The 21,938-nt window shown below is 62.4% G+C and carries 20 protein-coding genes; 12 read left to right on the top strand and 8 right to left on the bottom strand.

All coding sequences use genetic code 11. The features are described from left to right. Positions 1-22: 22 nt before the first annotated feature. Complete coding sequence (locus tag N0P34_RS10460) at positions 23-1,897, bottom strand: peptidylprolyl isomerase (protein ID WP_275603191.1); 1,875 nt, start codon at positions 1,895-1,897, stop codon at positions 23-25. A 123-nt stretch (positions 1,898-2,020) separates the two neighbouring features. On the opposite strand from N0P34_RS10460, the gene tpiA reads away from it, so the two are divergent. From tpiA to N0P34_RS10490, 6 genes are all read left to right on the top strand, one after another. Beyond that, positions 2,021-2,773, top strand: a complete 753-nt coding sequence (gene tpiA, locus N0P34_RS10465; protein ID WP_275603192.1) for a triose-phosphate isomerase — start codon at positions 2,021-2,023, stop codon at positions 2,771-2,773. A gap of 109 nt (positions 2,774-2,882) precedes the next feature. After that, complete coding sequence (secG, locus tag N0P34_RS10470) at positions 2,883-3,365, top strand: preprotein translocase subunit SecG (RefSeq protein ID WP_275603193.1); 483 nt, start codon at positions 2,883-2,885, stop codon at positions 3,363-3,365. Between the two features lie 110 nt (positions 3,366-3,475). Next, the gene (locus N0P34_RS10475) at positions 3,476-5,104 is read left to right on the top strand and encodes a CTP synthase (RefSeq protein ID WP_275603194.1); all 1,629 of its coding nucleotides are present in this window, start codon (positions 3,476-3,478) and stop codon (positions 5,102-5,104) included. A 12-nt stretch (positions 5,105-5,116) separates the two neighbouring features. After that, positions 5,117-5,665 carry a GNAT family N-acetyltransferase gene (locus N0P34_RS10480; RefSeq protein ID WP_275603195.1) on the top strand — a complete coding sequence of 183 codons (549 nt, stop codon included), beginning with the start codon at positions 5,117-5,119 and terminating at the stop codon, positions 5,663-5,665. 20 nt (positions 5,666-5,685) lie between these two features. Then, on the top strand, positions 5,686-5,862 hold the full coding sequence (locus N0P34_RS10485; RefSeq protein ID WP_275603196.1) for a DUF4169 family protein: 177 nt from the start codon (positions 5,686-5,688) through the stop codon (positions 5,860-5,862). Positions 5,863-6,011: 149 nt separating this feature from the next. Then, the gene (locus tag N0P34_RS10490) at positions 6,012-7,301 is read left to right on the top strand and encodes an MFS transporter (RefSeq protein ID WP_275603197.1); all 1,290 of its coding nucleotides are present in this window, start codon (positions 6,012-6,014) and stop codon (positions 7,299-7,301) included. Positions 7,302-7,581: 280 nt separating this feature from the next. Here N0P34_RS10490 and N0P34_RS10495 read toward each other — a convergent pair whose 3' ends face one another. Beyond that, complete coding sequence (locus N0P34_RS10495) at positions 7,582-8,007, bottom strand: VOC family protein (protein WP_275603198.1); 426 nt, start codon at positions 8,005-8,007, stop codon at positions 7,582-7,584. A 156-nt stretch (positions 8,008-8,163) separates the two neighbouring features. Here N0P34_RS10495 and eno point away from each other — a divergent pair, with 156 nt between their 5' ends. The 3 genes from eno (at position 8,164) to aqpZ (ending at position 11,274) form a co-directional block, all read left to right on the top strand. After that, the gene (eno, locus tag N0P34_RS10500) at positions 8,164-9,441 is read left to right on the top strand and encodes a phosphopyruvate hydratase (protein ID WP_275603199.1); all 1,278 of its coding nucleotides are present in this window, start codon (positions 8,164-8,166) and stop codon (positions 9,439-9,441) included. Positions 9,442-9,537: 96 nt separating this feature from the next. Further along, positions 9,538-10,509, top strand: a complete 972-nt coding sequence (locus N0P34_RS10505; RefSeq protein ID WP_275603200.1) for an NAD-dependent epimerase/dehydratase family protein — start codon at positions 9,538-9,540, stop codon at positions 10,507-10,509. Positions 10,510-10,590: 81 nt separating this feature from the next. Next, entirely contained in the window at positions 10,591-11,274 is a 684-nt protein-coding gene (gene aqpZ, locus N0P34_RS10510; RefSeq protein ID WP_275603201.1) for an aquaporin Z, read from the top strand. A gap of 120 nt (positions 11,275-11,394) precedes the next feature. Here the strand turns inward: aqpZ and arr are convergent, their stop codons facing one another. The 4 genes from arr to N0P34_RS10530 all read right to left on the bottom strand — a co-directional run bounded on the left by arr (position 11,395) and on the right by N0P34_RS10530 (position 14,746). Next, positions 11,395-11,808: an NAD(+)--rifampin ADP-ribosyltransferase gene (gene arr / locus N0P34_RS10515; RefSeq protein WP_275603202.1), complete on the bottom strand. Its 414-nt coding sequence runs from the start codon at positions 11,806-11,808 to the stop codon at positions 11,395-11,397. Positions 11,809-11,907: 99 nt separating this feature from the next. Beyond that, on the bottom strand, positions 11,908-13,383 hold the full coding sequence (locus N0P34_RS10520; protein WP_275603203.1) for an AMP nucleosidase: 1,476 nt from the start codon (positions 13,381-13,383) through the stop codon (positions 11,908-11,910). A gap of 313 nt (positions 13,384-13,696) precedes the next feature. Beyond that, complete coding sequence (locus N0P34_RS10525; protein ID WP_275603204.1) at positions 13,697-14,131, bottom strand: DUF1801 domain-containing protein; 435 nt, start codon at positions 14,129-14,131, stop codon at positions 13,697-13,699. Positions 14,132-14,140: 9 nt separating this feature from the next. After that, a complete protein-coding gene (locus N0P34_RS10530; RefSeq protein ID WP_275603205.1) occupies positions 14,141-14,746 on the bottom strand; it encodes a DUF1176 domain-containing protein in 606 nt (201 codons plus the stop codon). A gap of 74 nt (positions 14,747-14,820) precedes the next feature. Between N0P34_RS10530 and folD the strand changes: the two genes are divergently transcribed. Beyond that, complete coding sequence (folD, locus tag N0P34_RS10535) at positions 14,821-15,723, top strand: bifunctional methylenetetrahydrofolate dehydrogenase/methenyltetrahydrofolate cyclohydrolase FolD (protein ID WP_275603206.1); 903 nt, start codon at positions 14,821-14,823, stop codon at positions 15,721-15,723. Next, a complete protein-coding gene (locus tag N0P34_RS10540; RefSeq protein ID WP_275603207.1) occupies positions 15,720-16,265 on the top strand; it encodes a DUF1643 domain-containing protein in 546 nt (181 codons plus the stop codon). The genes folD and N0P34_RS10540 overlap by 4 nt, the downstream gene beginning before the upstream one ends. Before the next feature lie 120 nt (positions 16,266-16,385). Here N0P34_RS10540 and N0P34_RS10545 read toward each other — a convergent pair whose 3' ends face one another. Both N0P34_RS10545 and metH read right to left on the bottom strand, forming a co-directional pair. After that, entirely contained in the window at positions 16,386-16,733 is a 348-nt protein-coding gene (locus tag N0P34_RS10545; protein WP_275603208.1) for a hypothetical protein, read from the bottom strand. A gap of 95 nt (positions 16,734-16,828) precedes the next feature. Then, entirely contained in the window at positions 16,829-20,596 is a 3,768-nt protein-coding gene (gene metH / locus N0P34_RS10550; protein ID WP_275603209.1) for a methionine synthase, read from the bottom strand. 288 nt (positions 20,597-20,884) lie between these two features. Between metH and N0P34_RS10555 the strand changes: the two genes are divergently transcribed. Next, on the top strand, positions 20,885-21,901 hold the full coding sequence (locus N0P34_RS10555; protein ID WP_345774421.1) for a septal ring lytic transglycosylase RlpA family protein: 1,017 nt from the start codon (positions 20,885-20,887) through the stop codon (positions 21,899-21,901). Positions 21,902-21,938 lie beyond the last annotated feature (37 nt).

Here is a 21,938-nt window from a genome sequence, read left to right on the forward strand (position 1 = left end):
GTTCCGGTTAAGTTTAGGAGTGTTACTGGCCGTAATTGAGGGTCAGCAGCTGTGTCAGTGCCTGCTGGTTGATGCGCAGGCCCACATCGTCCCGCATGGCGGAGACGAATTCGCTGTAAAGCCCGGCGCGCGCTTCACTCGAAAGCGACGCGACCGTCTCGTCGTCGAGGGTTTCGCCAGCAGGCGTGTTGTCTACCACCTGGAAGACGTAGAACTCGCCCGTGCCGCTGACGACCGAGCCGACATGGTCCGGACCGCCGTTAAAGGCCTCCTGGGCGACCACATTGTCGATGCTGCCGTCTTCCGAGCCAAAGCGGGTGAAGGGCGTCGAAATCTGCGGGAAGAGATTGAGCGAGGTCGCTACGTCGGCAATGGTCTCGCCGCCCTTGATGCGGGAAACGATCGCCTCGGCCTCGGCCAGGATCGCATTGTTGGTGCGTTCTTCGACCATTGCAGCGGTGATGATGTCGCGCACTTCGTCCAATGTCTGGTCGCGGGCGGGCTCGATGGCAAGCAGTTCGAAGAACAGATGCGCACTACCGGCCATCGGCAGGGACGGCGTCAGCTGGCCTTCGGTCGCACGGAAAATGGCCTGGGTGACACGCGGGCGATCTTCCGGCGTCAGATTGGGCAGGATGCTGAGTTCGACGCCACCGGAGGTGACTTCGGCCTCATAGAGGTCGAGCTTGAACCGGCCAGCGATCTCCGAAAGGGGACGGAAGGCTGCACGAAGCTCTTCAACCTGGTCGAGTATCTCGTTGATTTCGCTGCGAGCTTCGGTTGCTGCGAGGCGCGCCGCGATGTTCTCGCGCGCTTCCTCGAGGGTTGGCTGCCCCGACGGTTCGATAGCGGAAACATGGATGGCACGGCGACCGGCGACACCGTCGATGACGGCAATGCCATTCTCGGGCAAGGAAAAGGCGCTGTTTGCGAGGACGCTGTCCGTCACCTGATCGCGTGTCAGCGTGCCGATCGTGGTGGCGGTCAGGCCATTGTCGGCGAGGAGCGTGGCAAAGTCGGTGCCGGCCGCGATACCGGCGTCAAAAGCGGCCTGCTGCTCGGGCGTCGACAGCACGACCTGCTGGATGGTCCGGCGCTCGGGCGTGGTGAGGCTGTCCTTGGTGCGCTCATATTCGGCAACAATGGCAGCTTCGTCGACCGTCTTGGCGGCGGCGAGCGCGGGAATGGACAGATCGAGCATCTGCACGCGGCGGGTTTCGACGGTGCGGTATTCGGCCTGGTGCTCGGCGAGATAGGCCGCCAGTTCCGCCTCGGTCGGCGCAGCAGGCGTCTCGATATTGGTCTCGCTTAGCGTGATGTACTCGATCGAGCGCTGGCTGGCGCCGTAATTGTTGATCAGCTGGGCCGCCACTTCGGGCAGGGCGTCTTCGGTGAAGAGGGTGCGCAGCAATTGCTCGCGCTTGGCCTCATTGCCGCGCGCCTGGAAATATTCGGCCTCGGTCCAGCCGCTGGCCTGCAGCACCTGCTTGAACGAGGAGGGGTCGAAATTGCCGAGTGTGCCCTGGAAGGACGGATCGGCGCGCAACATCTGGCCCAGCTTGTCCTCGGACACGCCAAGACCCATCTGGCTGGCGAGCTGATCCATCGCCGCGCCCTCGGACAGGCCCAGCAGCACTGCAGTGGGCAGGCCGAGGGATTCGGCTTCGCTCATGGTCGGCACGCGGCCGATCTGGTTGGCGAAGCGGCTGATCTGGCTCTGATAGGCCCGCAGGAACTGGCGCGAGGTGATCTCTTCGTCACCGACGCGGGCAACGGTATTGCTGCCCAGATCGGCGATCACATTGTTGATGCCGAAGCCGGCCACGCCGACCAGGAGGAACGCGCCCATGATCTTTCCTGGCCAGGATTTTGCAAAGACACGCAAACCATCGAGCATTTCACACGTTCCAGTTTATGGGGGCGTGGGCTTTACCCACAGGACCACCCGGACTAGTAAGACTTTTCGACAGCCGGGGTTAGGGCAAAGCCCTTCCGCGCGCAAGAGGCAGGAGTAGCAAGATTGACGACCATCTCACCGCTAATCGCCGGAAATTGGAAGATGAACGGCCTTACGAGTTCGCTGGAGGAGCTTTCCGCGCTCGCCCAGCTGCTCACCATGGGCGAGGCTCCGCGGGCGGTTGTCGTGGTTTGTCCTCCTGCAACATTGCTTGCCGCCGTCGCCGCGCAGGGCGCGTCCAGCGGCATCATGGCGGGCGGACAAAATTGCCATGTGGAAGCTTCGGGTGCGCATACGGGCGAAATTTCGGCCGGCATGCTGGCCGATGTGGGCGCGCAGTTTGTCATCGTGGGGCATTCCGAGCGCCGCGCCGATCATCACGAGACTGACGATATCGTGCGCGCCAAGGCCGAGGCGGCCATCGGCGCCGGGCTCAAGCCGATCATTTGCGTTGGGGAAACCGAGGCCGAGCGCGATGCGGGACAGGCCGAGAGCGTGGTTGCAGCGCAATTGGCTGCGTCCGTGCCGGAAGCCGCCGGTCAGCACGAAGTGATCGTGGCCTATGAACCCATCTGGGCCATCGGCACGGGCCGTACGCCCAGCAATGAGGATATCCGCCAGATGCACGCCGCGATCCGGGATCGCCTGGTCGAGCGTTTTGGTGAGCGGGGCGCCCAGATTCGCATTCTTTATGGTGGTTCGCTCAAGCCCGTGAACGCCCGCGACATCCTCTCGATAGAAAACGTCAATGGCGGGCTTGTCGGGGGCGCCAGCCTCTTGGCAAAGGACTTCTACACCATTATCTCCGCGGTATGAGCCGATTGCAGGGCGCAGTTGCGGCGAATTTCGCCGCAACGGTCTGGCATTTGCCGTTTTAGGCGTGTATGACGCCGCCAACTCTTGACTGACGCGAAGACGAAAACCTATGGCGAACGTACTGATTGTTGCCTATCTGCTGATCGTTTTGGCGCTGATTGCCGTGATCCTGATCCAGCGTTCCGAAGGTGGTGCGCTCGGTATCGGTGGTGGCGGCGGCGGCGGCCTGGTGACGGCGCGTGGATCTGCCAACCTTCTCACCCGCACGACCGCTATCCTGGCGACCCTCTTCTTCGCGACTGCAATCGGGCTGACGATCCTGAGTGAACTCGATCGCAGCACGACATCCATTCTCGATCGGGCGACGACGACGCAGGACGGCGCCGCGCCGGGCAATGTGCTCGACGCACTGAACGCACTGCAGGGCGATTCGACTTCCGACCTGCCGCTGCCCGTCGCTCCGCCGACCCCTGCTGCTCCCGCAGCCTCCGGCGCCGGCGATCTTCCGGTTCCCGAGGCTCCGGCCGAAGCACCTGCCGCGGCGGCGCCCGAGACGACAAATCAAACGCCGGCCCCGTCGCCCGGCAACTAACCCGCCGAAAGGCGAAGCCGAAAAGGGGATGGAAACATCCCCTTCTTCTTTTGTGTAGTGCGCAATCGCGCCCTGCGAATCGAATCTGTTTTGATGTATGGTGATCGCCCATGGCTCGGTACGTTTTCATCACCGGAGGCGTGGTCTCCTCTCTTGGCAAAGGCCTGGCATCGGCGGCTCTTGGCGCTGTGCTCCAGGCTCGCGGCTATAAAGTCCGCCTGAGGAAGCTCGACCCCTATCTCAATGTCGATCCCGGCACCATGTCGCCGACTCAGCACGGCGAAGTCTTCGTCACCGATGACGGTGCGGAGACCGATCTCGACCTGGGGCACTATGAGCGCTTCACGGGTCGTGCCGCCAACAAGCGCGACAATATCACCTCGGGCCGCATCTATTCGGACCTGCTCTCGAAAGAGCGCAAGGGCGAGTTTTTGGGCGCGACGGTGCAGGTGATCCCGCATGTTACCGACGCCATCAAGGCGTTCGTGCTCGACGGCAATGAGGACTTTGATTTCGTCCTCGTCGAGATCGGTGGCACGGTTGGCGATATCGAAGGACTGCCGTTCTTCGAAGCCATCCGCCAGCTCGGCAACGAGTTGCCGCGTGGCCAGGTGGCCTATCTCCATCTGACGCTGATGCCGTATATTCCCTCGGCCGGCGAATTGAAGACCAAGCCAACCCAGCACTCGGTCAAGGAACTGCGCTCGATCGGCATCGCGCCCGACGTGCTGCTTGTCCGCTGCGACCGTCCGATCCCGGATGGCGAAAAGAAGAAGCTCAGCCTCTTCTGCAACGTCCGCGAAAGCGCCGTTATCCAGGGCCTCGACGTGGCTTCGATCTATGACGTGCCGGTTGCCTACCACAAGGAAGGGCTGGATCGCGAAATCCTCGCCGCCTTCGGCATCACCGATGCGCCGACGCCCGATTTGACCGCCTGGGAAGAAGTCTCGCGCCGCTACCACAACCCCGAAGGCGAAGTGAACATCGCCATCGTGGGCAAATATACCGGCCTCAAGGACGCCTACAAATCGCTGTCGGAAGCGCTCACCCATGGCGGCATCGCCAACAAAGTGAAGGTCAATCTGCAGTGGATCGATTCCGAAGTCTTCGAGCGCGACGAGCCGGCGCCCTATCTCGAGCATGTCCATGGCATCCTCGTGCCCGGTGGCTTTGGTGAGCGCGGTTCGGCCGGCAAGATCGAGGCGGCCCGCTTCGCCCGCATCAAGGACGTGCCCTATTTCGGCATCTGCTTTGGCATGCAGATGGCCTGCATCGAGGCCGCCCGCAACACGGCCGGCATCAAGAACGCTTCTTCCACAGAATTCGGCCCGACCAAGGAGCCGATCGTTGGCATGATGACCGAGTGGGTCAAGGGCAACGAGACCGAAAAGCGCGAAACGGAAGGCAATCTCGGCGGCACGCTGCGCCTCGGCGCCTATCCAGCCCAGCTGGTGCGCGGTTCGCGGGTTGCCGACATCTATGGCTCCACCCGCATCACCGAGCGCCATCGTCACCGCTATGAGGTGAACATGGATTACCGCAAGCTGCTTGAGAAGAATGGCCTCCTGTTCTCCGGCGTGTCGCCCGATGGCAAGCTGCCGGAAATCGTCGAGCGCACGGATCACCCGTGGTTCATCGGCGTGCAGTTCCACCCGGAACTCAAGTCCAAGCCGTTCGAGCCGCATCCGCTCTTCACCAGCTTCATCGCCGCCGCGATGGACCAGAGCCGGCTGGTCTAAGGGACCGCGACCATGACAAGGGCAGGGCCGGGGAGCGAAGATCCGCACTCGGCCCTCTCGCTTGAGACTGCCAAAGCCGGTCTCCGCCTCCGGTTCCTGACCGGCGCCGATGCGCCAGTCCTGCGCGAGCTGGTCCTGCGCAATTCCCGGCATTTGACCCGCCACGGCGATTACCGAGAGCTGGTAGACATGTCCGCCGACAGTCTGGCGGATGAGCTGTCCAAGAGGGATGGCCGAACATGGCGCTTCGGCATCTTTCTCGATCATTCGCTGATCGGCAGGGTGGACCTGATCGGCGTGGAGCCGCCCCGCTACAGCGTCGGCTACTGGCTGTCCGAACATGCCGCCGGGCAGGGCAACGCGTCCGCTTCCCTCCGGGCCGTTATTGCGTTCGCCCGCTCGGGCCTTGTGGCCTCGGATATCTATGCCGGGGTTACCCACGGGAACACACCAAGCCAAAACCTGCTGCGTCGGCTGGGATTTACTCCTGTCGCGACATTTCCCGACTACAGGCGATTTCATCTCCCCCTTGGCCGGGATATGATCGGTCCAACAGCCTGAACGGCAAAAGCGAGACCAGCATGGCCGAGATTCTCTCCCTCTCCAAAGCCCGGAAAGCCAAGGCGCGTACCGAGAAGGACGCGACCGCCGAGGCCAATCGCATAAAGTTTGGGCGCACCAAGGCAGAGCGCCAAAAGCTCGAAGCCGAAAAATCGAAGGCCGATAGACATATCGACGGGCACAAGCGCGAGGACTGAACAATCCGTTCGTCTGGGGCGCTCGAAAGCGGGCCAAAAAGCCTTGCACACAGCCGTACCGTGCGGTACTCCCGCCCGCTATAGGCACGGCGCGGTATTTCGGGATGGGGGTGCGCTGGCCTGCCCATAGTCAGGTTCCCCGGATTACCATGAGCACCGCTACAGTTTCGCCTGCTTCGGCACCGCCCGCCAATTCCGCGCGCCGTGTGCTCGCCGCCAGCATGATCGGCACCACGATCGAGTTCTTCGATTTCTACATCTACGCGACCGCGGCGGTCATCGTTTTCCCCCAGCTGTTCTTTCCGTCCACGGACACGAACTCGGCCCTGTTGAGCTCGCTGGCAACGTTCGCCATTGCCTTCCTCGCCCGGCCGATCGGCGCAGCTTTCTTCGGCCATTTTGGCGACAAGGTTGGCCGCAAGGCGACCCTTGTGGCGGCATTGCTCACCATGGGCATCTCCACGGTTCTCATCGGCGTTCTGCCCACTTACGGGCAGATCGGCATTTTCGCGCCGTTGCTCCTGGCGCTCTGCCGGTTGGGGCAGGGGCTTGGCCTCGGCGGCGAATGGGGCGGGGCGGTTCTGCTCGCCACCGAAAACGCGCCCGAGGGCAAGAAGGCCTGGTATGGCATGTTCCCGCAGCTGGGGGCGCCGGTTGGCTTTTTCCTCGCCACCACCATCTTCCTTGTCCTCGCCCATTTCCTTGGTGATGAGGCGTTCATGAGCTGGGGCTGGCGCGTGCCGTTCCTCGCCAGCGCGGTCCTCGTCATCTTCGGGCTGTTCATCCGCCTCAAGATCACCGAGACGCCTGAATTCGCCAAGGCCATCGAGAAGTCCGAGCGCGTCGAGGTGCCCTTTGTGGACGTGTTCCGCTCGCACAAGATGAGCCTTCTGCTCGGGACCATGGCGGCACTGGCGACCTTCGTGCTGTTCTACATCATGACCGTCTTCTCGCTCAGCTATGGCACGGGTGCGCTGGGCTATGGCCGCGAGGAATTCCTCGTGCTGCAGATGGTGGGCGTGGTGTTCTTCGGCATCTTTATTCCCATCGCAGCCGTGCTCGCCGACAAGTTCGGCATGCGCCGCGTCATGGTGGGGGTGTCGATCAGCATCGCCATCTTCGGGCTCATCCTCTCGCCCCTGCTGGGCTCGGGCAATGTCATCGGCGTGCTGGGGTTCCTCTGCATCGGCTTTGCCTTGATGGGCATGACCTATGGCCCGCTCGGCACGGCGCTCGCCGCACCGTTCCCGACTGCGGTGCGCTATACCGGCGCCTCGCTGACCTTCAACCTCGGCGGCATCTTCGGCGCATCGTTCGCGCCCTATATCGCCACCTGGCTGGCTTCGACCTATGGCCTGCACACGGTCGGCTACTACATGATCATCGCGGCCGTGATCACGCTCGTCGCCTTCGGCTTTATCCGCCAGAGCGCCGAATAAGCGGGCGCCAATCGCTCATAAGTGAAAGGCGGAGATCCCTTGGGATCCCCGCCTTTTTTGTTTGCAGATGCGATGGCCAACATCCCCCTATCTAACCGCCCCCTGGATGGGACGGCTTGGACCGGGGGCTGTCACACAAAGTGCGCCAGATCAGTTTTTGCCCGATGTCATCCCCGCGAAGGCGGGGACCTCCGTTTGATCTTGGTGAGATTGAACGGAGGTTCCCGCGTGCGCGGGAATGACCCGCAGGAAAGAGGCGCCAGTCCGGCATTTCCGCGGATTACCAGTTCACCTGGCATTCCACCCCGTCGGGTCCGAACTGCATCGAGTCCGCGGTGTACTGGAAAATCTCGAGCTTGACCCCGCTCGGGTCGGCGAGCCAGGACTGCCAGGTGTGGTCGACGCCCAGCTTCTTGTCGGTGATGTCGACGCCCTTGCTGCGCACATGGGCGATGAACCCGTCGAGGTCGTCCGTTTCAAAGCAGATGTGATTGATCTGGTTGGTCTCGTCGAACCGGCTCTCGCCCTTGAGGAACACTTCCACAAAGGTCCGATTGCCGAAATCGAGATAGAAGCCGATGCGGTTTTCGCCGCGCTTGAAGTCGAACTTGGGCGCCACGCCGATGACATCGCGGTAAAACGCCTCCACGGCGTCGAGGTCACGAGCAAAGATGCAGGTATGGGCGACTTGCTTTACGAGCGGCATATTGATTCCTCCGGTTTTTTGCAACGTTACAGGTCCGGAACTTGCTGGGAAACCGGTCCACGGCCATTAAATTTCACGCGCCCTCTTTTCCTTGTCATACTCTCCGTCTAGGAGTGGCGCACACCGTCCAAAACATCGCTGGGAAGGGCTTTTTCTATGTCGTCTATCATTCACGTCTTGGGTCGCCAGATCTATGACAGCCGCGGCAACCCCACCGTCGAAGTCGATGTCGTTCTGGACGATGGCAGCTTCGGCCGCGCGGCCGTTCCCTCCGGTGCGTCCACAGGCGCCCACGAGGCGGTAGAGCTGCGCGACGGCGGCAAGCTCTATAACGGCAAGGGCGTCACCGAGGCGGTCGAGAACGTCAACACGGTCATCGCCGAAGAAATCGAAGGTCTTGATGGCCTCGACCAGCTCGCAGTCGACGCCGCCATGATCGAACTCGACGGCACCCCCAACAAGAGCCGTCTCGGCGCCAACGCCATCCTCGGCGTGTCGCTGGCCGTTGCCAAGGCCGCCGCCGAGTCGAGCGAGCTGCCGTTCTACCGCTATATCGGCGGACCGAACGCCCATGTCCTGCCGGTGCCGATGATGAACATCATCAATGGCGGCGAGCATGCCGACAACCCGATCGACATGCAGGAATTCATGATCCTGCCCGCCGGCGCCGAAACCATTGCCGACGCCATCCGCATCGGCTCGGAAATCTTCCACACCCTCAAGAAGGGTCTCTCCGCCGAAGGCCACAACACCAATGTCGGCGACGAAGGCGGCTTTGCCCCCAATCTCGGTTCGGCCGATGAAGCGCTCGGCTTCATCATGCGCTCGATCGAAAAGGCCGGCTACAAGCCCGGCGAGGACGTGTTCCTCGGCCTCGACTGCGCCGCCACCGAATATTACAAGAACGGCAAGTACGAGATGGTCGGCGAAGGCAAGTCGCTCTCCTCGGACGAAAATGTCCGCTTCCTCGAAGATCTGGCCAATCGCTACCCGATCATCACCATCGAAGACGGCATGGCCGAGGACGACTGGGATGGCTGGAAGGCCCTGACCGAAGCCATCGGCAAGCGCGTGCAGCTCGTGGGCGACGATCTTTTCGTCACCAACACCCAGCGCCTCGTATCGGGCATCAAGATGGGCGTCGCCAACTCGATCCTCGTCAAGGTCAACCAGATCGGCTCGCTGTCCGAGACGCTCGACGCCGTCGAGACCGCGCACCGCGCCGGCTACACCTCGGTCATGTCGCACCGTTCGGGCGAAACCGAGGACTCGACCATTGCCGACCTCGCCGTGGCGCTCAACTGCGGTCAGATCAAGACCGGCTCGCTGTCGCGTTCGGATCGCATGGCCAAGTACAACCAGCTGATCCGCATCGAAGAGCAGCTGGGCACCTCGGCCCGCTACGCCGGCTACTCGGTGGTCAAGGGCCGCTGATCCCGCCGACAATATGAAAAAAGGGCCCGGTGGAGACACCGGGCTTTTTTGTGCCGAATCCTGCTAGCCATGATGGGAAAGAGGAGGAGGAATTCCATGTCCAGGATCGTAGTGATTGGTGGTAGCGGGCATGTCGGCAGTTATCTCGTGCCACGGCTGGTTGCGCTGGGCCATGAGGTCGTCAATGTCAGCCGCGGCGCAGCAAAGCCATATCGGCCGCACCATGCCTGGGACGGAATTGGGCAGGTGGCGCTCGATCGTGTGGCCGAGGAGAAGGCCGGGCAGTTCGGCCAGAGGATCGCCGACCTGCAGCCCGACATTGTCGTCGACATGATCGCCTTTGATCTCGACAGCACGCGGCACATCGTCGAAGCCTTGCGCGGCAAGATCGAGCACTACCTCTTTTGCAGTTCGATCTGGGTTTATGGCCGGCTGACGACGATCCCGTCGACCGAAGTCGAGCCGCCCAATCCCATCGACAGCTACGGCCAGGGCAAGGCCGATAGCGAGGCTTTTCTGATGCGCGAAGCGCGGGTGAACGGTTTTCCTGCCACCTGCTTCCGTCCCGGCCATATCGTTGGCGAGGGCTGGAACCCCATCACGCCGCAGGGCAATGCGGACCCGGAGACTTTTTCGCTCATTGCCCGCGGCGAGCGGCTGGTGCTGCCCAATAATGGGCTCGAAACCGTTCATCACGTGCACGCGGACGATGTGGCGCAGTGGATCGTCTGTGCCATCGAGAACAGGGCGCCGTCGCTTGGCGAGGTCTTCAACACCGTGTCCGAACAGGCGGTCACCCTGCGCGGCTATGCGGAGGCCGTTTATCGCTGGTTTGGCCAGGTGCCTGACATCGGATACCAGCCACTCGAGGCATGGCTCGCCGCTCTGCCGGAGGATGCCCGCGAAAACACGCGGGGGCATGTCATCCGCAGTTCATGCCATTCGATCCAAAAGAGCCGTCAGCGTCTCGGCTATGCGCCGCGCTATACCAGCCTTGAGGCGGTGCAGGAATCGTTGCGCGCGCTCATCGCCATGGGGCGCGTCAAAGCGCCCAATCCTATGGATTGACGCCGACAGCCCTGTACTCCGGATCAAGAATTGGTGATAGCTAACGCAGGTTAACGATTACCCTAAGGAGTCTTCGGGGTCATGAAGCGTCTATCTGCAGAAGCTTTTGGTACATTCTGGCTGGTTTTTGGCGGCTGCGGGTCTGCGGTGCTGGCTGCCGGCATTCCTGAGCTGGGCATTGGCTATGCCGGCGTCTCTCTGGCCTTCGGCCTCACCGTCCTGACCATGGCCTATGCCGTTGGGCACATTTCGGGCGGGCATTTCAATCCGGCCGTTTCGCTGGGCATGGCCATCGCCGGCCGCTTCGACTTCAAGGATGTGATCCCCTACAGCGCCGCCCAGATCATCGGCGGTTCGGCCGGTGGCCTCGTCCTCTTCCTGATCGCCTCCGGCGTTGCCGATTTCGCTCCGGGTGGCTTTGCCTCCAACGGCTTCGGGGAGTTCTCTCCGCATGGCTTCAACCTGACTTCGGTCATCGTCGCCGAAATCGTGCTGACGGCATTCTTCATGATGATCATTCTCGGCTCGACTCACGGCAATGCTCCGGTCGGCTTTGCGCCGATCGCCATCGGCCTCGGCCTGACGCTGATCCATCTGATCTCGATCCCGGTCAGCAATACCTCGGTCAATCCCGCCCGCTCCATCGCCGCGGCGATCTTTGCCGATAACGGCGCCATGGGACAGGTCTGGGTCTTTATCGCAGCCCCGCTCGCCGGTGCTGCGCTGGGCGCCATCATCTGGAAGGTGCTGCTCGGCCGCGACTGAGTCGGATCGGCCCTGGCTCGCATGGGCCCACTGCCGAAGCGATCTCCGTTGGGCTCGGCCCCAACGGAGTTTTTTTATGCCGGAAATCCAGGTCGTCAGCGCAGCCGAGGCGGCCCTCGATCAGTCGATCGCCTCGACGCCGGCCTGCCGCAAACGCTCGACACTGTCTCGCATCGCCTGCAGCTGAGCCGGATTGTGGCCGGTCCAGCTCTCTACTTCGCCGACGATTTCGAGCGGCTGCTGGCTCCGATAGGACTGTGTCGGGTTCCCCGGGAACTTCTGGTCTGTGAGGTTGGGATCATCGACGAACGGCCCCATGGGGCGGACGATATAGATGCGCTCCCTTCCGTCTCCGGCCGCCAGTTCGGCGCCCCAGATGGCCGCCTCCAGCGTCGCGGTGAAATAGATCCAGGAGGCCGGTTTGCGAGCGCCGAAATTGGATTTGTAGCCGGGAAGCATCAAGTCGCCGACCGCCAGATCGGCCTTGCTCCCGTGGTAGAAAACCGCATCGGGCGATTGTTCGCGTGCATACATGATGTCTCCTTCCTCGCTGAAGAGACACATTACATACACGGGGCCGCGGGGCTTGAAGCAAGCCCCTTGCGGCCCATATCTGAGAAGTGGGAGGACGCGTTACTGGAACGCCGTCTCCGCAAAGCTGCGCAGTTTGCGCGAGTGCAGCCGCTCCGCCGGCTGGTCGCGCAAGATTTCCATCGCCCGCAGCCCGATCTGCAGATGCCGATTGACCTGGGTACGATAAAAGTCCGAGGCCATGCCGGGCAGTTTCAATTCGCCATGCAGCGGCTTGTCGGAGACGCAGAGAAGCGTGCCGTAGGGCACGCGGAACCTGAAACCGTTGGCAGCGATGGTGGCGCTTTCCATGTCCAGTGCCACCGCGCGGGATTGGCTCAGCTGGCGCACGATCTCGGTCTGGTCGCGCAATTCCCAATTGCGGTTGTCGAAGGTTGCGACCGTGCCGGTACGCATGATCTTCTTGGTCTCGATCCCCTCGGTCTGGGTGATCTCCTCCACCGCCTGTTCGAGCGCCACCTGCACTTCGGCCAGCGCCGGCACAGGCACGGTCAGCGGCAAATCGGCGTCGAGCACATGGTCCTCGCGCACATAGGCGTGGGCCAACACATAGTCGCCGAGCTCCTGGCTGTTCCTGAGGCCTGCGCAATGGCCAAGCATGATCCAGGCATGGGGGCGCAGCACGGCGATGTGGTCGGTGATGGTCTTGGCGTTGGCCGGCCCCACGCCGATATTGACCATGGTGATGCCGCGGCCCTTTTCAGCCACCAGATGGTAGGCCGGCATCTGCGGTGTGCGCGGCGGCGGTTCGCCCGTCGTGCCACCACCGGTCAGCATGTTGTCGGTCGCCACATTGCCCGGCTCGATGAAGCGGCTGTAGTGTGGATGGCCTTCGCTCATCCAATGCTTGGCGACGCGGCAGAATTCGTCGATGTAAAACTGGTAGTTCGTGAAGATCACGAAATTCTGGAAATGCTCGGCTCCGGTGCCGGTATAGTGCGCGAGCCGGAACAGCGAGTAGTCGACGCGGGGCGCGGTGAAAGCGGACAGCGGGTAGGGTCCGCCGCGCGGCGGCACATAGGTGCCATTGGCGATCTCGTCGTCCGTGTGCGCCAGATCCGGTGCGTCGAACACGTCGCGCAGGGGAATGTGCAGGGCGTTGAGAGCGGCGCCATCCACATGTTCATGCGGGGGCAGGGCGAAGTGCAGTGGGATCGGCGTTTCCGACTCCCCGATATCGATCGTGCCGCCATGATTGCTCAGCAGCACGGCGAACTGATCCTGAAAATATGTGCGGAACAGGTCGGGCGCCGTCACCGTCGTGCGGTAGATGCCCGGCGTATGCAGATACCCATAGGGCAGGGTGCTTTCATGGCGCGAATAGCTGGTCGAGCGCACCTCCACCTGCGGGTAATAGGCACGAACCCGGCCCTCGGGGATCACTCCCTGTGCGAGCGCCTGCAGATGGCCGCGGATGAAATCGCAATTGCGGCGGTAGATATGAGCGATATGGGCCCATGCGGCCTCGGGGTCAGTGAAGGACTGCGTCTCGAGTCGCGGGGGGCTTATGATCGTCATGCTCGTCCTCTTCTGCCGGTTGCACCACCGGTCCTGCCGCTGGAATCGCAGCGGCGCTCCGCATCACTATAGGGGGCCCATGACGCCTTCTCAACGCGACCGCCAACGAGGCGTCAGCAGAGCTTCACACTTCGGTGAGCCGTACTTTTGTTGCCGCAATTTGCGCCCATCTTCATATCCAGTTCATCGGATACGCAAACGACCCATGCACCGGTGAGCGGGATTACGGTCCGCCGCTTGTCCCCCAAGCCCTCAACAGCGCGGCGGGCCGAATCCCACCCAAAGGCCGTCCGACAGAGATGTCGGGCGGCCTTTATTTTTGGGGATATGTGGCCCGGAGGGTCGCGACCGAAATTTCCGCCAGCGCGCGAAGCATATCGAGGTCGATGTCGCTCATCCGCTTCACATAGAGGCAGGCCTTGCCCATTCGGTGCTTGCCCAGGCGGGACAGCAATTCATCCCGCCGGGTTTCAGCCTCCGGCAGGTAAATACCCATGAGATAGATGCTGAATTCGGCCTTGCGCGGGGCAAATCCGATCAACATGGAATCCCCTTCATGGCCGCTGGCATAGCGGTAATGATAGTGGCCGAAGCCGATCATGGTCCCCCAGAGAACCGGCGCTTCCCCGGATACTTCCTGCATCAGGCCGATCAGCGCCTGGCTGTCCGCAATTTTTGCCGGGTCGTCCAACTGCGCGAGGAAATCCTCGACTGTGCCGGTATCCGGCCGGGTCTTCTGGGTGGCCACTTTACCCTCCTAGGGCTTGGCGTAGTCCACGATGGTCTCGGGGTTCACTTCGCCATCATAACTCGCATCGACCTCGTACCGCGCCAGCACGAAGCGTCCGTCATCGAACACCCAGGTGCCAGACGAGCTCGCATCCCCTATTCCCCGCCATTTCGAATAGGAGGAGAGCGTGGCGGTGTCCGGATCGAAATCGGAATTGACCAACGAAAGCGTCGCCGTCATTCCGGTCACGGTGATGCCTTCTACCGCGCCTTCGAAATCGTCATTCTCGTATTCTACGTCATAGTCCGGCTCGGCGAGCGCCAGCGGGCGGAGCCCCTCGAACTCGGTCTGGATGTAATAATTGTGGGTGATGTTATAGGCGCCCGCAAAGCAGAACAGCCGCACCAGCGTCACGGTCTCTGCAGGTGCGTCGTCGCTGTAGCTCGGCTGATAGGTCAGCTCCCAGGAGGCGAAATCCTCGTCTTCCCAGCCACTGATATCCTCGTTGCACATCTCTCCGCCCGCCAGCGCGTGCAACTTGCGTGCCTGCTTTTCCAGCGCCGCATCCTGCGCAAGAGCCGAACCTGACAGCAAAACAGCTGCCAGCGGCAGCCAAAGCAATGGACGGATCATCCAGCATCCCTTATGTCGAAACCCGAAAACGCCGGACCCTTCCCGCGCTTCCATGCAAGCAAAACGAGGCCGATATGACCGCAAAAATCATCGATGGCAAAGCTTTCGCTGAAAATCTTCGCAGAGCGATCGCCGGTCATGTCGCGCGCCTGAAGCGCGACCACAATATAACGCCCGGCCTTGCCGTCGTCATTGTCGGTCATGACCCTGCCAGCCAGGTCTATGTGTCCAACAAGGCCAAGCAGACCGCCGAAGTGGGCATGAACTCGTATAAGCACGAATTGCCCGAAAATGTCTCCGAGGCCGACCTTCTGGCCCTGGTGCACAAGCTCAATGCCGATCCGGCCGTGCACGGCATTCTCGTGCAGATGCCGGTGCCCAAGCATATCGATCCCAACAAGGTCATCGAAGCCATCGATCCGGCCAAGGACGTGGACTGCTTCACCCCCGCCAATGTCGGCAAGGTGCAGATCGGGCTGCCGGGCCCCGTCTCGTGCACTCCGCTCGGGTGCCTAATGCTCCTGCGCGACCAGCTCGGCTCGCTCGAGGGCAAGAACGCCGTCATCATCGGGCGCTCCAATCTTGTCGGCAAGCCGATGATGCAGCTGCTGTTGCGTGACAATTGCACCGTCACAATCGCGCATTCGCGCACCCAGAACCTTGCCGATGTCGTCCGTCAGGCCGATATCGTCGTGGCGGCCGTCGGCCGTCCGGAAATGATCAAGGGCGACTGGATCAAGCCGGGCGCCGTGGTCATCGATGTCGGCATAAATCGCGTTCCCGCTCCGGAAAAGGGCGAGGGCAAGACGCGTCTCGTGGGCGATGTCGAGTTCTCGTCCGCGGCGGAAAATGCCGGCGCCATCACCCCGGTCCCGGGCGGCGTCGGTCCGATGACCATTGCCTGCCTCCTCGCAAACACCATCACCACCGCCAGCCTCATCAATGGCCTCACCCCGCCGAGCGATCTCACGGCATGAGTTCAGATTTGCACGATCCCGGCGGCAAGGTGCGCCTGCGTCTTGCCGAAGGGGTACACGGCGACGCGGTGATGAGCGCCGACGGGCGCTATCGCCAGATCATGCGCCGCTGGCTCGGGGAGACCTTCCCCGAGAACTACATCCTCTTTGTCGGGATGAACCCGTCCACCGCCGACGCGAGCGTGGACGATCCGACCTGCGCCCGCGAATGGACTTTCGCGCGCCGCGAGGGGTTTTCGGCCATGGTGAAATGCAATGTCGGCGACTATCGCGCCACCGACCCGAAAATGCTGGTCGCGCCCGGCGTCGTCGCGGTCTCAGCCGCCAATCTCCCGGCCATCCGCGCGGCGGCCGCGGGAGCGGGCAGGGTGGTGCTCTGCCACGGCAAGCTCAACAAGGCGCTGGCCCCCGCCGGCCGCGAACTGGTCGAGGCGCTTCGCAGCGACGGGGTCGAGCTCTGGTGCTTCGGCACAAACGCCGACGGCTCGCCAAAACACCCGCTATATTTGCGGGGCGATACGCAGTTGGTGCGCTACCCCTGAGCGTGGAGCAGTGATCTCCCTACGCTCACAAGATCATCCCCGCGAAAGCGGGGACCTCCGTTAGCGCTGGCCAGAAGCAAACCGAGTTCCCGCTTTCGCGGGAATGACATGGTGGGGCCGTTACCCCTCCACCAACACAAACCGGCGCGCAACTTCATGGTCGCGCAAGGCCGTCGCCGGGAGCTTTCCGGCCAGTGCTGCCCGGACGCGTTCGATATCGGTTACCAGACTGGCATCGACCACGACCTTCGAAAATGCAGGCAAAAAGCCGAGTTTGTGCATTTCGAGCAGGTTGAAAAGCTGGGTGCGCACATCGGTCTGGCCCGCGCAGGCAACACAGTTCTCACCATCCGCATGATTGTGCCCGGTGCTGGCTGGCAGCTGCACGACAGCGACGTCGTCAGCCAGCGAGCCGGGCGCTGGAGATATTCCCACGACAGAAACGGGAATGGGGGCGGGTCTGGTCATTTCTGTTCCTGAAGTGTCACCGTGCTGAACTTCTCCCTCCCCTTGATCGGGGAGAGATGGGATAGGGCGACACGCGCTGCAACCGCACTCCATGTCTACTCCGCAGCAATCTTGTTGGGCATGTAGTTGAGGATCGGCCCGAGCCAGCGTTCGACCTCTTCCACCGCCATGCCCTTGCGCTGGGCGTAGTCGAGCACCTGGTCGCGCTCCACCTTGGCAACGCCGAAATAATAGGCGTCGGGGTGGCTGAAATAGAGCCCGGAGACCGAAGAACCCGGCCACATGGCGTAGCTCTCCGTGAGCGATACGCCAACAGTGTTCTCGGCGTCGAGCAGGCGGAAGAGCGTCGTCTTTTCGGTATGGTCCGGCTGGGCGGGATAGCCCGGTGCCGGGCGGATGCCGCGATAGGTTTCGAGGATTATCTCGTCCGGCGTCAGCGTTTCGTCGGCGGCATAGCCCCAGAGTTCACGGCGCACTTTCATGTGCATGAACTCGGCCAGCGTCTCCGCATAGCGGTCCGCCAGTGCCTTGACCAGGATGGACGAGTAATCGTCATTGGCCTTTTCGAAGCGCTCGGCGATCGCCACTTCCTCGAGCCCGGCCGTCACCACGAAGCCGCCGAGATAGTCGGGCTTGCCGCTGTCGAGCGGCGCGACGAAGTCGGAGAGCGCCATGTTCGGCTTGCCGTCGCGCTTGGAGAGTTGCTGGCGCAGCGTGAACAGGGTTTCGAGCTCTTCGGTGCGATCCTCGCCGGTGAACAGCTTGACGTCGTCGCCCACCGCATTGGCCGGCCAGAAGCCGACCACCGCCTTGGGCTTGAACCAGTTCTCTTCGATGATCTGCTTGAGCATCTTCTGGGCGTCGACCCAGAGCGCCCGCGCAGCTTCGCCCTGCCGCTCGTCTTCGAGAATGGCCGGATAACGCCCCTTGAGCTCCCAGGTCTGGAAGAAGGGGGTCCAATCGATATATTGGGCCAGCTCACCCAGATCGAAATCGGTAAAGGTCTTGATACCGGTAAAGCTAGGCTTGGGCGGCGTGTAGCCGGTCCAGTCGGGCTTGAAGGCGTTTTCGCGCGCGGAGGTCAGCGGCAGGCGCTTCTTTTCGTGCTCGGCCCGTTCATGGGCTGCGGCGGCCTTGGCATATTCGGCCCGCACCTGTTCGATGAAACTGACCTTCGTGTCCGGGGACAGAAGATTGGACACCACGCCCACGGCGCGGCTGGCGTCGTTGACATAGACCGCCTGGCCACGGGCATAGCGCGGATGGATTTTGACCGCCGTATGCACACGACTGGTGGTCGCGCCACCGATCAGCAGCGGAATGTCAAAACCCTCGCGCTCCATTTCGGCAGCCACATGCACCATCTCGTCGAGCGAGGGGGTGATGAGCCCGGAGAGTCCGATGATATCGACATTCTCCGCCCGCGCGGTTTCGAGAATCTTCTGGGTCGGCACCATGACGCCGAGATCGACGATCTCGTAATTGTTGCAGGCCAGAACCACGCCGACAATGTTCTTGCCGATGTCGTGCACGTCGCCCTTGACCGTCGCCATCAGCACCTTGCCGGCGCTCTGTCGGCCGGCGGCCTCGCCATTGGCGTTCTTCTCTTCCTCCATGAAGGGGAGGAGATAGGCCACGGCCTGCTTCATCACGCGGGCGGATTTGACCACCTGCGGCAGGAACATCTTTCCCGAGCCGAAGAGGTCACCGACGACGTTCATGCCGGCCATGAGCGGGCCTTCGATGACGTGGAGCGGACGGGCCGCTTCCTGCCGGGCGAGCTCGGTGTCGGCCTCGATATATTCGGTGATGCCGTTGACCAGCGCATGGGTGATGCGCTCGCCCACAGGCAGCTCGCGCCAGGAAAGATCCTTGGCCTTGCCGGCGCCGCCGCCCTGGCCCTTGTAGCGCTCGGCCAGCTCAAGCATCCGATCGGTCGAATCCGCGCGGCGATTGAGGATGACATCCTCACAGGCGTCGCGCAGTTCCTTGTCGATGCTCTCATAAACCGCCAGCTGGCCGGCATTGACGATGCCCATGTCCATGCCATTCTGGATGGCATAGTAGAGGAACACGGCGTGCATCGCCTCGCGTACCGGCTCATTGCCGCGGAACGAGAAGCTGAGGTTCGAAATGCCACCCGAGATATGCACATGCGGCAGGCTCTCGGTGATCTCCTTGGTCGCCTCGATGAAGTCGACGCCGTAATTATTGTGCTCTTCGATGCCCGTCGCGACCGCAAAGACGTTGGGGTCGAAGATGATGTCTTCGGGCGGGAAGCCGACCACTTCGGTCAGGATCTTGTAGGCTCGCGCACAGATTTCCACCTTGCGCTGCTTGGTGTCTGCCTGTCCGGTCTCGTCGAACGCCATCACCACCACGGCGGCGCCATAGGCTTTCACCAGCTTGGCGTGATGGATGAAGGCTTCTTCGCCTTCCTTGAGCGAGATCGAGTTGACCAGCGCCTTGCCCTGCACACACTTCAGACCAGCCTCGATCACGTCCCATTTGGAACTGTCGATCATCAGCGGCACCTTGGCGATATCGGGTTCGGCCGCCAGGAGGTTGAGGTAATCGATCATCACCTGTTGGCTGTCGATCAGGCCCTCATCCATGTTGATGTCGATGATCTGGGCGCCATTGGCGACCTGGTCGCGGGCCACGTCGAGGGCGGCGTTGTAGTCGCCCGCCGTGATCAGCTTGCGGAACCGGGCCGAGCCGGTGACATTGGTGCGCTCGCCGATATTGACGAAGGGAATGTCCTTGGTCAGCGTGAAGGGCTCAAGGCCCGCGAGACGCAGCTTGCGCTCGATCTCGGGAACCTTGCGCGGCTGGTATTGCGCGGCCATCTGCGCCACGGCGCGGATATGGTCCGGCGTCGAGCCGCAGCAGCCCCCGACGATGTTGAGCAGGCCATCGCTGGCAAAACTCTGCAATTGACCGGCCATCTGCTCGGGCGTCTGGTCATAGCCGCCCATTTCATTGGGCAGGCCGGCATTGGGATAGGCGCAGACAAACGTATCGGCGACGCCGGAAAGCTCGGCGATGTGGTCGCGCATGAGGTCGGCGCCCAGCGCACAGTTGAGCCCGATGGTGATCGGGTTCGAATGGCGGATGGAATACCAGAACGCGGTCGGCGTCTGGCCCGACAACGTGCGCCCGGACAGGTCGGTGATCGTGCCCGAAATCATGATCGGCACGTCGATGCCGCGCTCTTCGAACAGGCGCTGGGCGGCAAAGATGCCGGCCTTGGTGTTGAGCGTGTCGGTGATGGTCTCGAACAGCAGCAGATCCGCGCCGGCATCCACCAGCCCGCGAATGGCCTCGCCATAGGCTTGGACCAGATCATCGAATGTAATGACGCGATGGCCCGGATTGTTGACGTCGGTGGACATGGACGAGGTTTTCGTCGTCGGCCCGATGGCGCCGGCCACGAATCGACGGCGACCGTCTGTCTCCTGCGCCCGCAGGGCCGCGCGCCGCGCCACCACGACGCCCTGATAATTGATGTCGTAGACGGCACTTTCGCAGGCATAGTCCGCCTGCGCCACCGAAGTGGCCGAGAACGTGTTGGTCTCGACGATATCCGCACCCGCCATATAGTAGGCGTAGTGGATATCCTCGATCATCTGCGGCTCGGTGATGACGAGCAGGTCGTTATTGCCCTTGAGCGGGTGCCCCCAGTCCTTGAACCGCTCGCCGCGGAAATTCTCCTCGGTCAGGCCGAGGCGCTGGATCATGGTGCCCATGGCGCCGTCGAGGATCAGGATACGCTCCTGCATGGCCCCGGCGAGCGCAGAACGCACTTCGGTCCAGTCGGGCAGGGCAAGGTTTTGGTCGATCCGGTCGGGCGAGGGGCTCATGCCGTCCTCTCTTTCAGTTTTGGGCCTGCGTGGATAACGCTGCAGGCATCACATAAAGATATCTTTATATCAGTCAAGCGCCAAGGCATCACTGCCTCAATTCGCCGCCCATTGCGGAAAATGCCGCCTATCGGGCTAAGCTTGTGTTGGCGTTAAGGCCTCCTAAACCAGCAAAGTGAGAACTTGCGGTAAATTGTCTGCATCCAGCTTAGGATGCTGCGCCGATAGTCCCAAGCGAGTTGAGTATAGAGTACCGTGACGACCACTTGGCGCAAAGCCGTCCGCACAATGACCCTTGCTGCCCTGATCGCCCCGACGATGGCTGCCTGTATGGGCGGCGCGGGGCTTGGCCCCACCGTGAATCGCGGTGCATTCACCTCCAAGGAATATGGGGTTTCGGTGTCGCCCCGCGTCACCACCAATCCCAATCCGCCCCGCGGCGGCGGGCGCTATCAGATCGGCCAGCCCTATACGGTGCGCGGCAAGACCTATGTGCCCCAGCACGATCCGAGCTATTCCGCGTCCGGAACGGCCTCGTGGTATGGCGCCGATTTCCACGGCCGCCGCACCGCCAATGGCGAGATCTTTTCGGCCAACGCCATCACGGCGGCCCATCCCACCTTGCCGCTGCCGTCCTATGTCCGGGTGACCAACCGGGATAATGGCCGCTCGCTCGTTGTCCGCGTCAATGATCGCGGTCCCTATGTGTCCGGTCGCATTATCGATCTGTCCCATCGAGCGGCGTCCATGCTCGGCTATGTGAACAATGGCTCGGCCAGTGTCGCCGTCGAATATGTCGGCCAGGCGCCGCTCGAGGGCGACGATACCCGCACGCTCGTTGCCAGCTATAATGGCCCCGCCGATTTCGGCGGCGGGCGCGGCAATGTCCAGGTCGCCTCCGCCGAGAGCAATCGCAGCCTTGTCGGCATGACCACCAATTTCATCAGCGGCCTGTTCGGTTACGCGGATTCGACGCCCGAGCAGGTGGACGCCGGCATCGGCACCGCCCATGCGGCGGTCAACGCCATGGCAAGCCAGTCGCCCGATCTGCAGGCCTGGGCTGCCAGCGTCGATGCGGATAGCCGTGCGATCAAGCTTGGGCTCGGCATCTTTGCCAATCAGGACAACGCCATCGCGCTCGCCGAGCGTTTTGCCGTCCTCGGCGCCGTGGCCGAAGAGCCGGTCACTGTCGGCGGCAAGCCGGCGACCCGCCTCACTCTCACCCATTTGAAGCCCGGCGTTGAGCGTCAGGATGCGCTCGATCTGGCACGGGAACTTGGCCTCGGCGATATAATTCTCTATTAGTCGGAGCTGTTCGCGACCGTTCCGAAGTGACCGCAAG

Source organism: Devosia sp. FJ2-5-3 (genome assembly GCF_029201545.1).
Taxonomy (GTDB): domain Bacteria; phylum Pseudomonadota; class Alphaproteobacteria; order Rhizobiales; family Devosiaceae; genus Devosia.

What these genes read in the sequence shown, in the direction of transcription:
- folD (WP_275603206.1), top strand. Translation starts at nt 14,821, where the DNA reads ATGACCGCAAAAATCATCGATGGCAAAGCTTTCGCTGAAAATCTTCGC.
- N0P34_RS10545 (WP_275603208.1), bottom strand. Translation starts at nt 16,733, where the DNA reads ATGACCAGACCCGCCCCCATTCCCGTTTCTGTCGTGGGAATATCTCCA.
- aqpZ (WP_275603201.1), top strand. Translation starts at nt 10,591, where the DNA reads ATGAAGCGTCTATCTGCAGAAGCTTTTGGTACATTCTGGCTGGTTTTT.
- N0P34_RS10505 (WP_275603200.1), top strand. Translation starts at nt 9,538, where the DNA reads ATGTCCAGGATCGTAGTGATTGGTGGTAGCGGGCATGTCGGCAGTTAT.
- N0P34_RS10530 (WP_275603205.1), bottom strand. Translation starts at nt 14,746, where the DNA reads ATGATCCGTCCATTGCTTTGGCTGCCGCTGGCAGCTGTTTTGCTGTCA.
- N0P34_RS10485 (WP_275603196.1), top strand. Translation starts at nt 5,686, where the DNA reads ATGGCCGAGATTCTCTCCCTCTCCAAAGCCCGGAAAGCCAAGGCGCGT.
- N0P34_RS10490 (WP_275603197.1), top strand. Translation starts at nt 6,012, where the DNA reads ATGAGCACCGCTACAGTTTCGCCTGCTTCGGCACCGCCCGCCAATTCC.
- N0P34_RS10480 (WP_275603195.1), top strand. Translation starts at nt 5,117, where the DNA reads ATGACAAGGGCAGGGCCGGGGAGCGAAGATCCGCACTCGGCCCTCTCG.
- metH (WP_275603209.1), bottom strand. Translation starts at nt 20,596, where the DNA reads ATGAGCCCCTCGCCCGACCGGATCGACCAAAACCTTGCCCTGCCCGAC.
- N0P34_RS10475 (WP_275603194.1), top strand. Translation starts at nt 3,476, where the DNA reads ATGGCTCGGTACGTTTTCATCACCGGAGGCGTGGTCTCCTCTCTTGGC.
- N0P34_RS10495 (WP_275603198.1), bottom strand. Translation starts at nt 8,007, where the DNA reads ATGCCGCTCGTAAAGCAAGTCGCCCATACCTGCATCTTTGCTCGTGAC.
- eno (WP_275603199.1), top strand. Translation starts at nt 8,164, where the DNA reads ATGTCGTCTATCATTCACGTCTTGGGTCGCCAGATCTATGACAGCCGC.
- N0P34_RS10540 (WP_275603207.1), top strand. Translation starts at nt 15,720, where the DNA reads ATGAGTTCAGATTTGCACGATCCCGGCGGCAAGGTGCGCCTGCGTCTT.
- N0P34_RS10460 (WP_275603191.1), bottom strand. Translation starts at nt 1,897, where the DNA reads ATGCTCGATGGTTTGCGTGTCTTTGCAAAATCCTGGCCAGGAAAGATC.
- arr (WP_275603202.1), bottom strand. Translation starts at nt 11,808, where the DNA reads ATGTATGCACGCGAACAATCGCCCGATGCGGTTTTCTACCACGGGAGC.
- secG (WP_275603193.1), top strand. Translation starts at nt 2,883, where the DNA reads ATGGCGAACGTACTGATTGTTGCCTATCTGCTGATCGTTTTGGCGCTG.
- N0P34_RS10520 (WP_275603203.1), bottom strand. Translation starts at nt 13,383, where the DNA reads ATGACGATCATAAGCCCCCCGCGACTCGAGACGCAGTCCTTCACTGAC.
- N0P34_RS10555 (WP_345774421.1), top strand. Translation starts at nt 20,885, where the DNA reads ATGACCCTTGCTGCCCTGATCGCCCCGACGATGGCTGCCTGTATGGGC.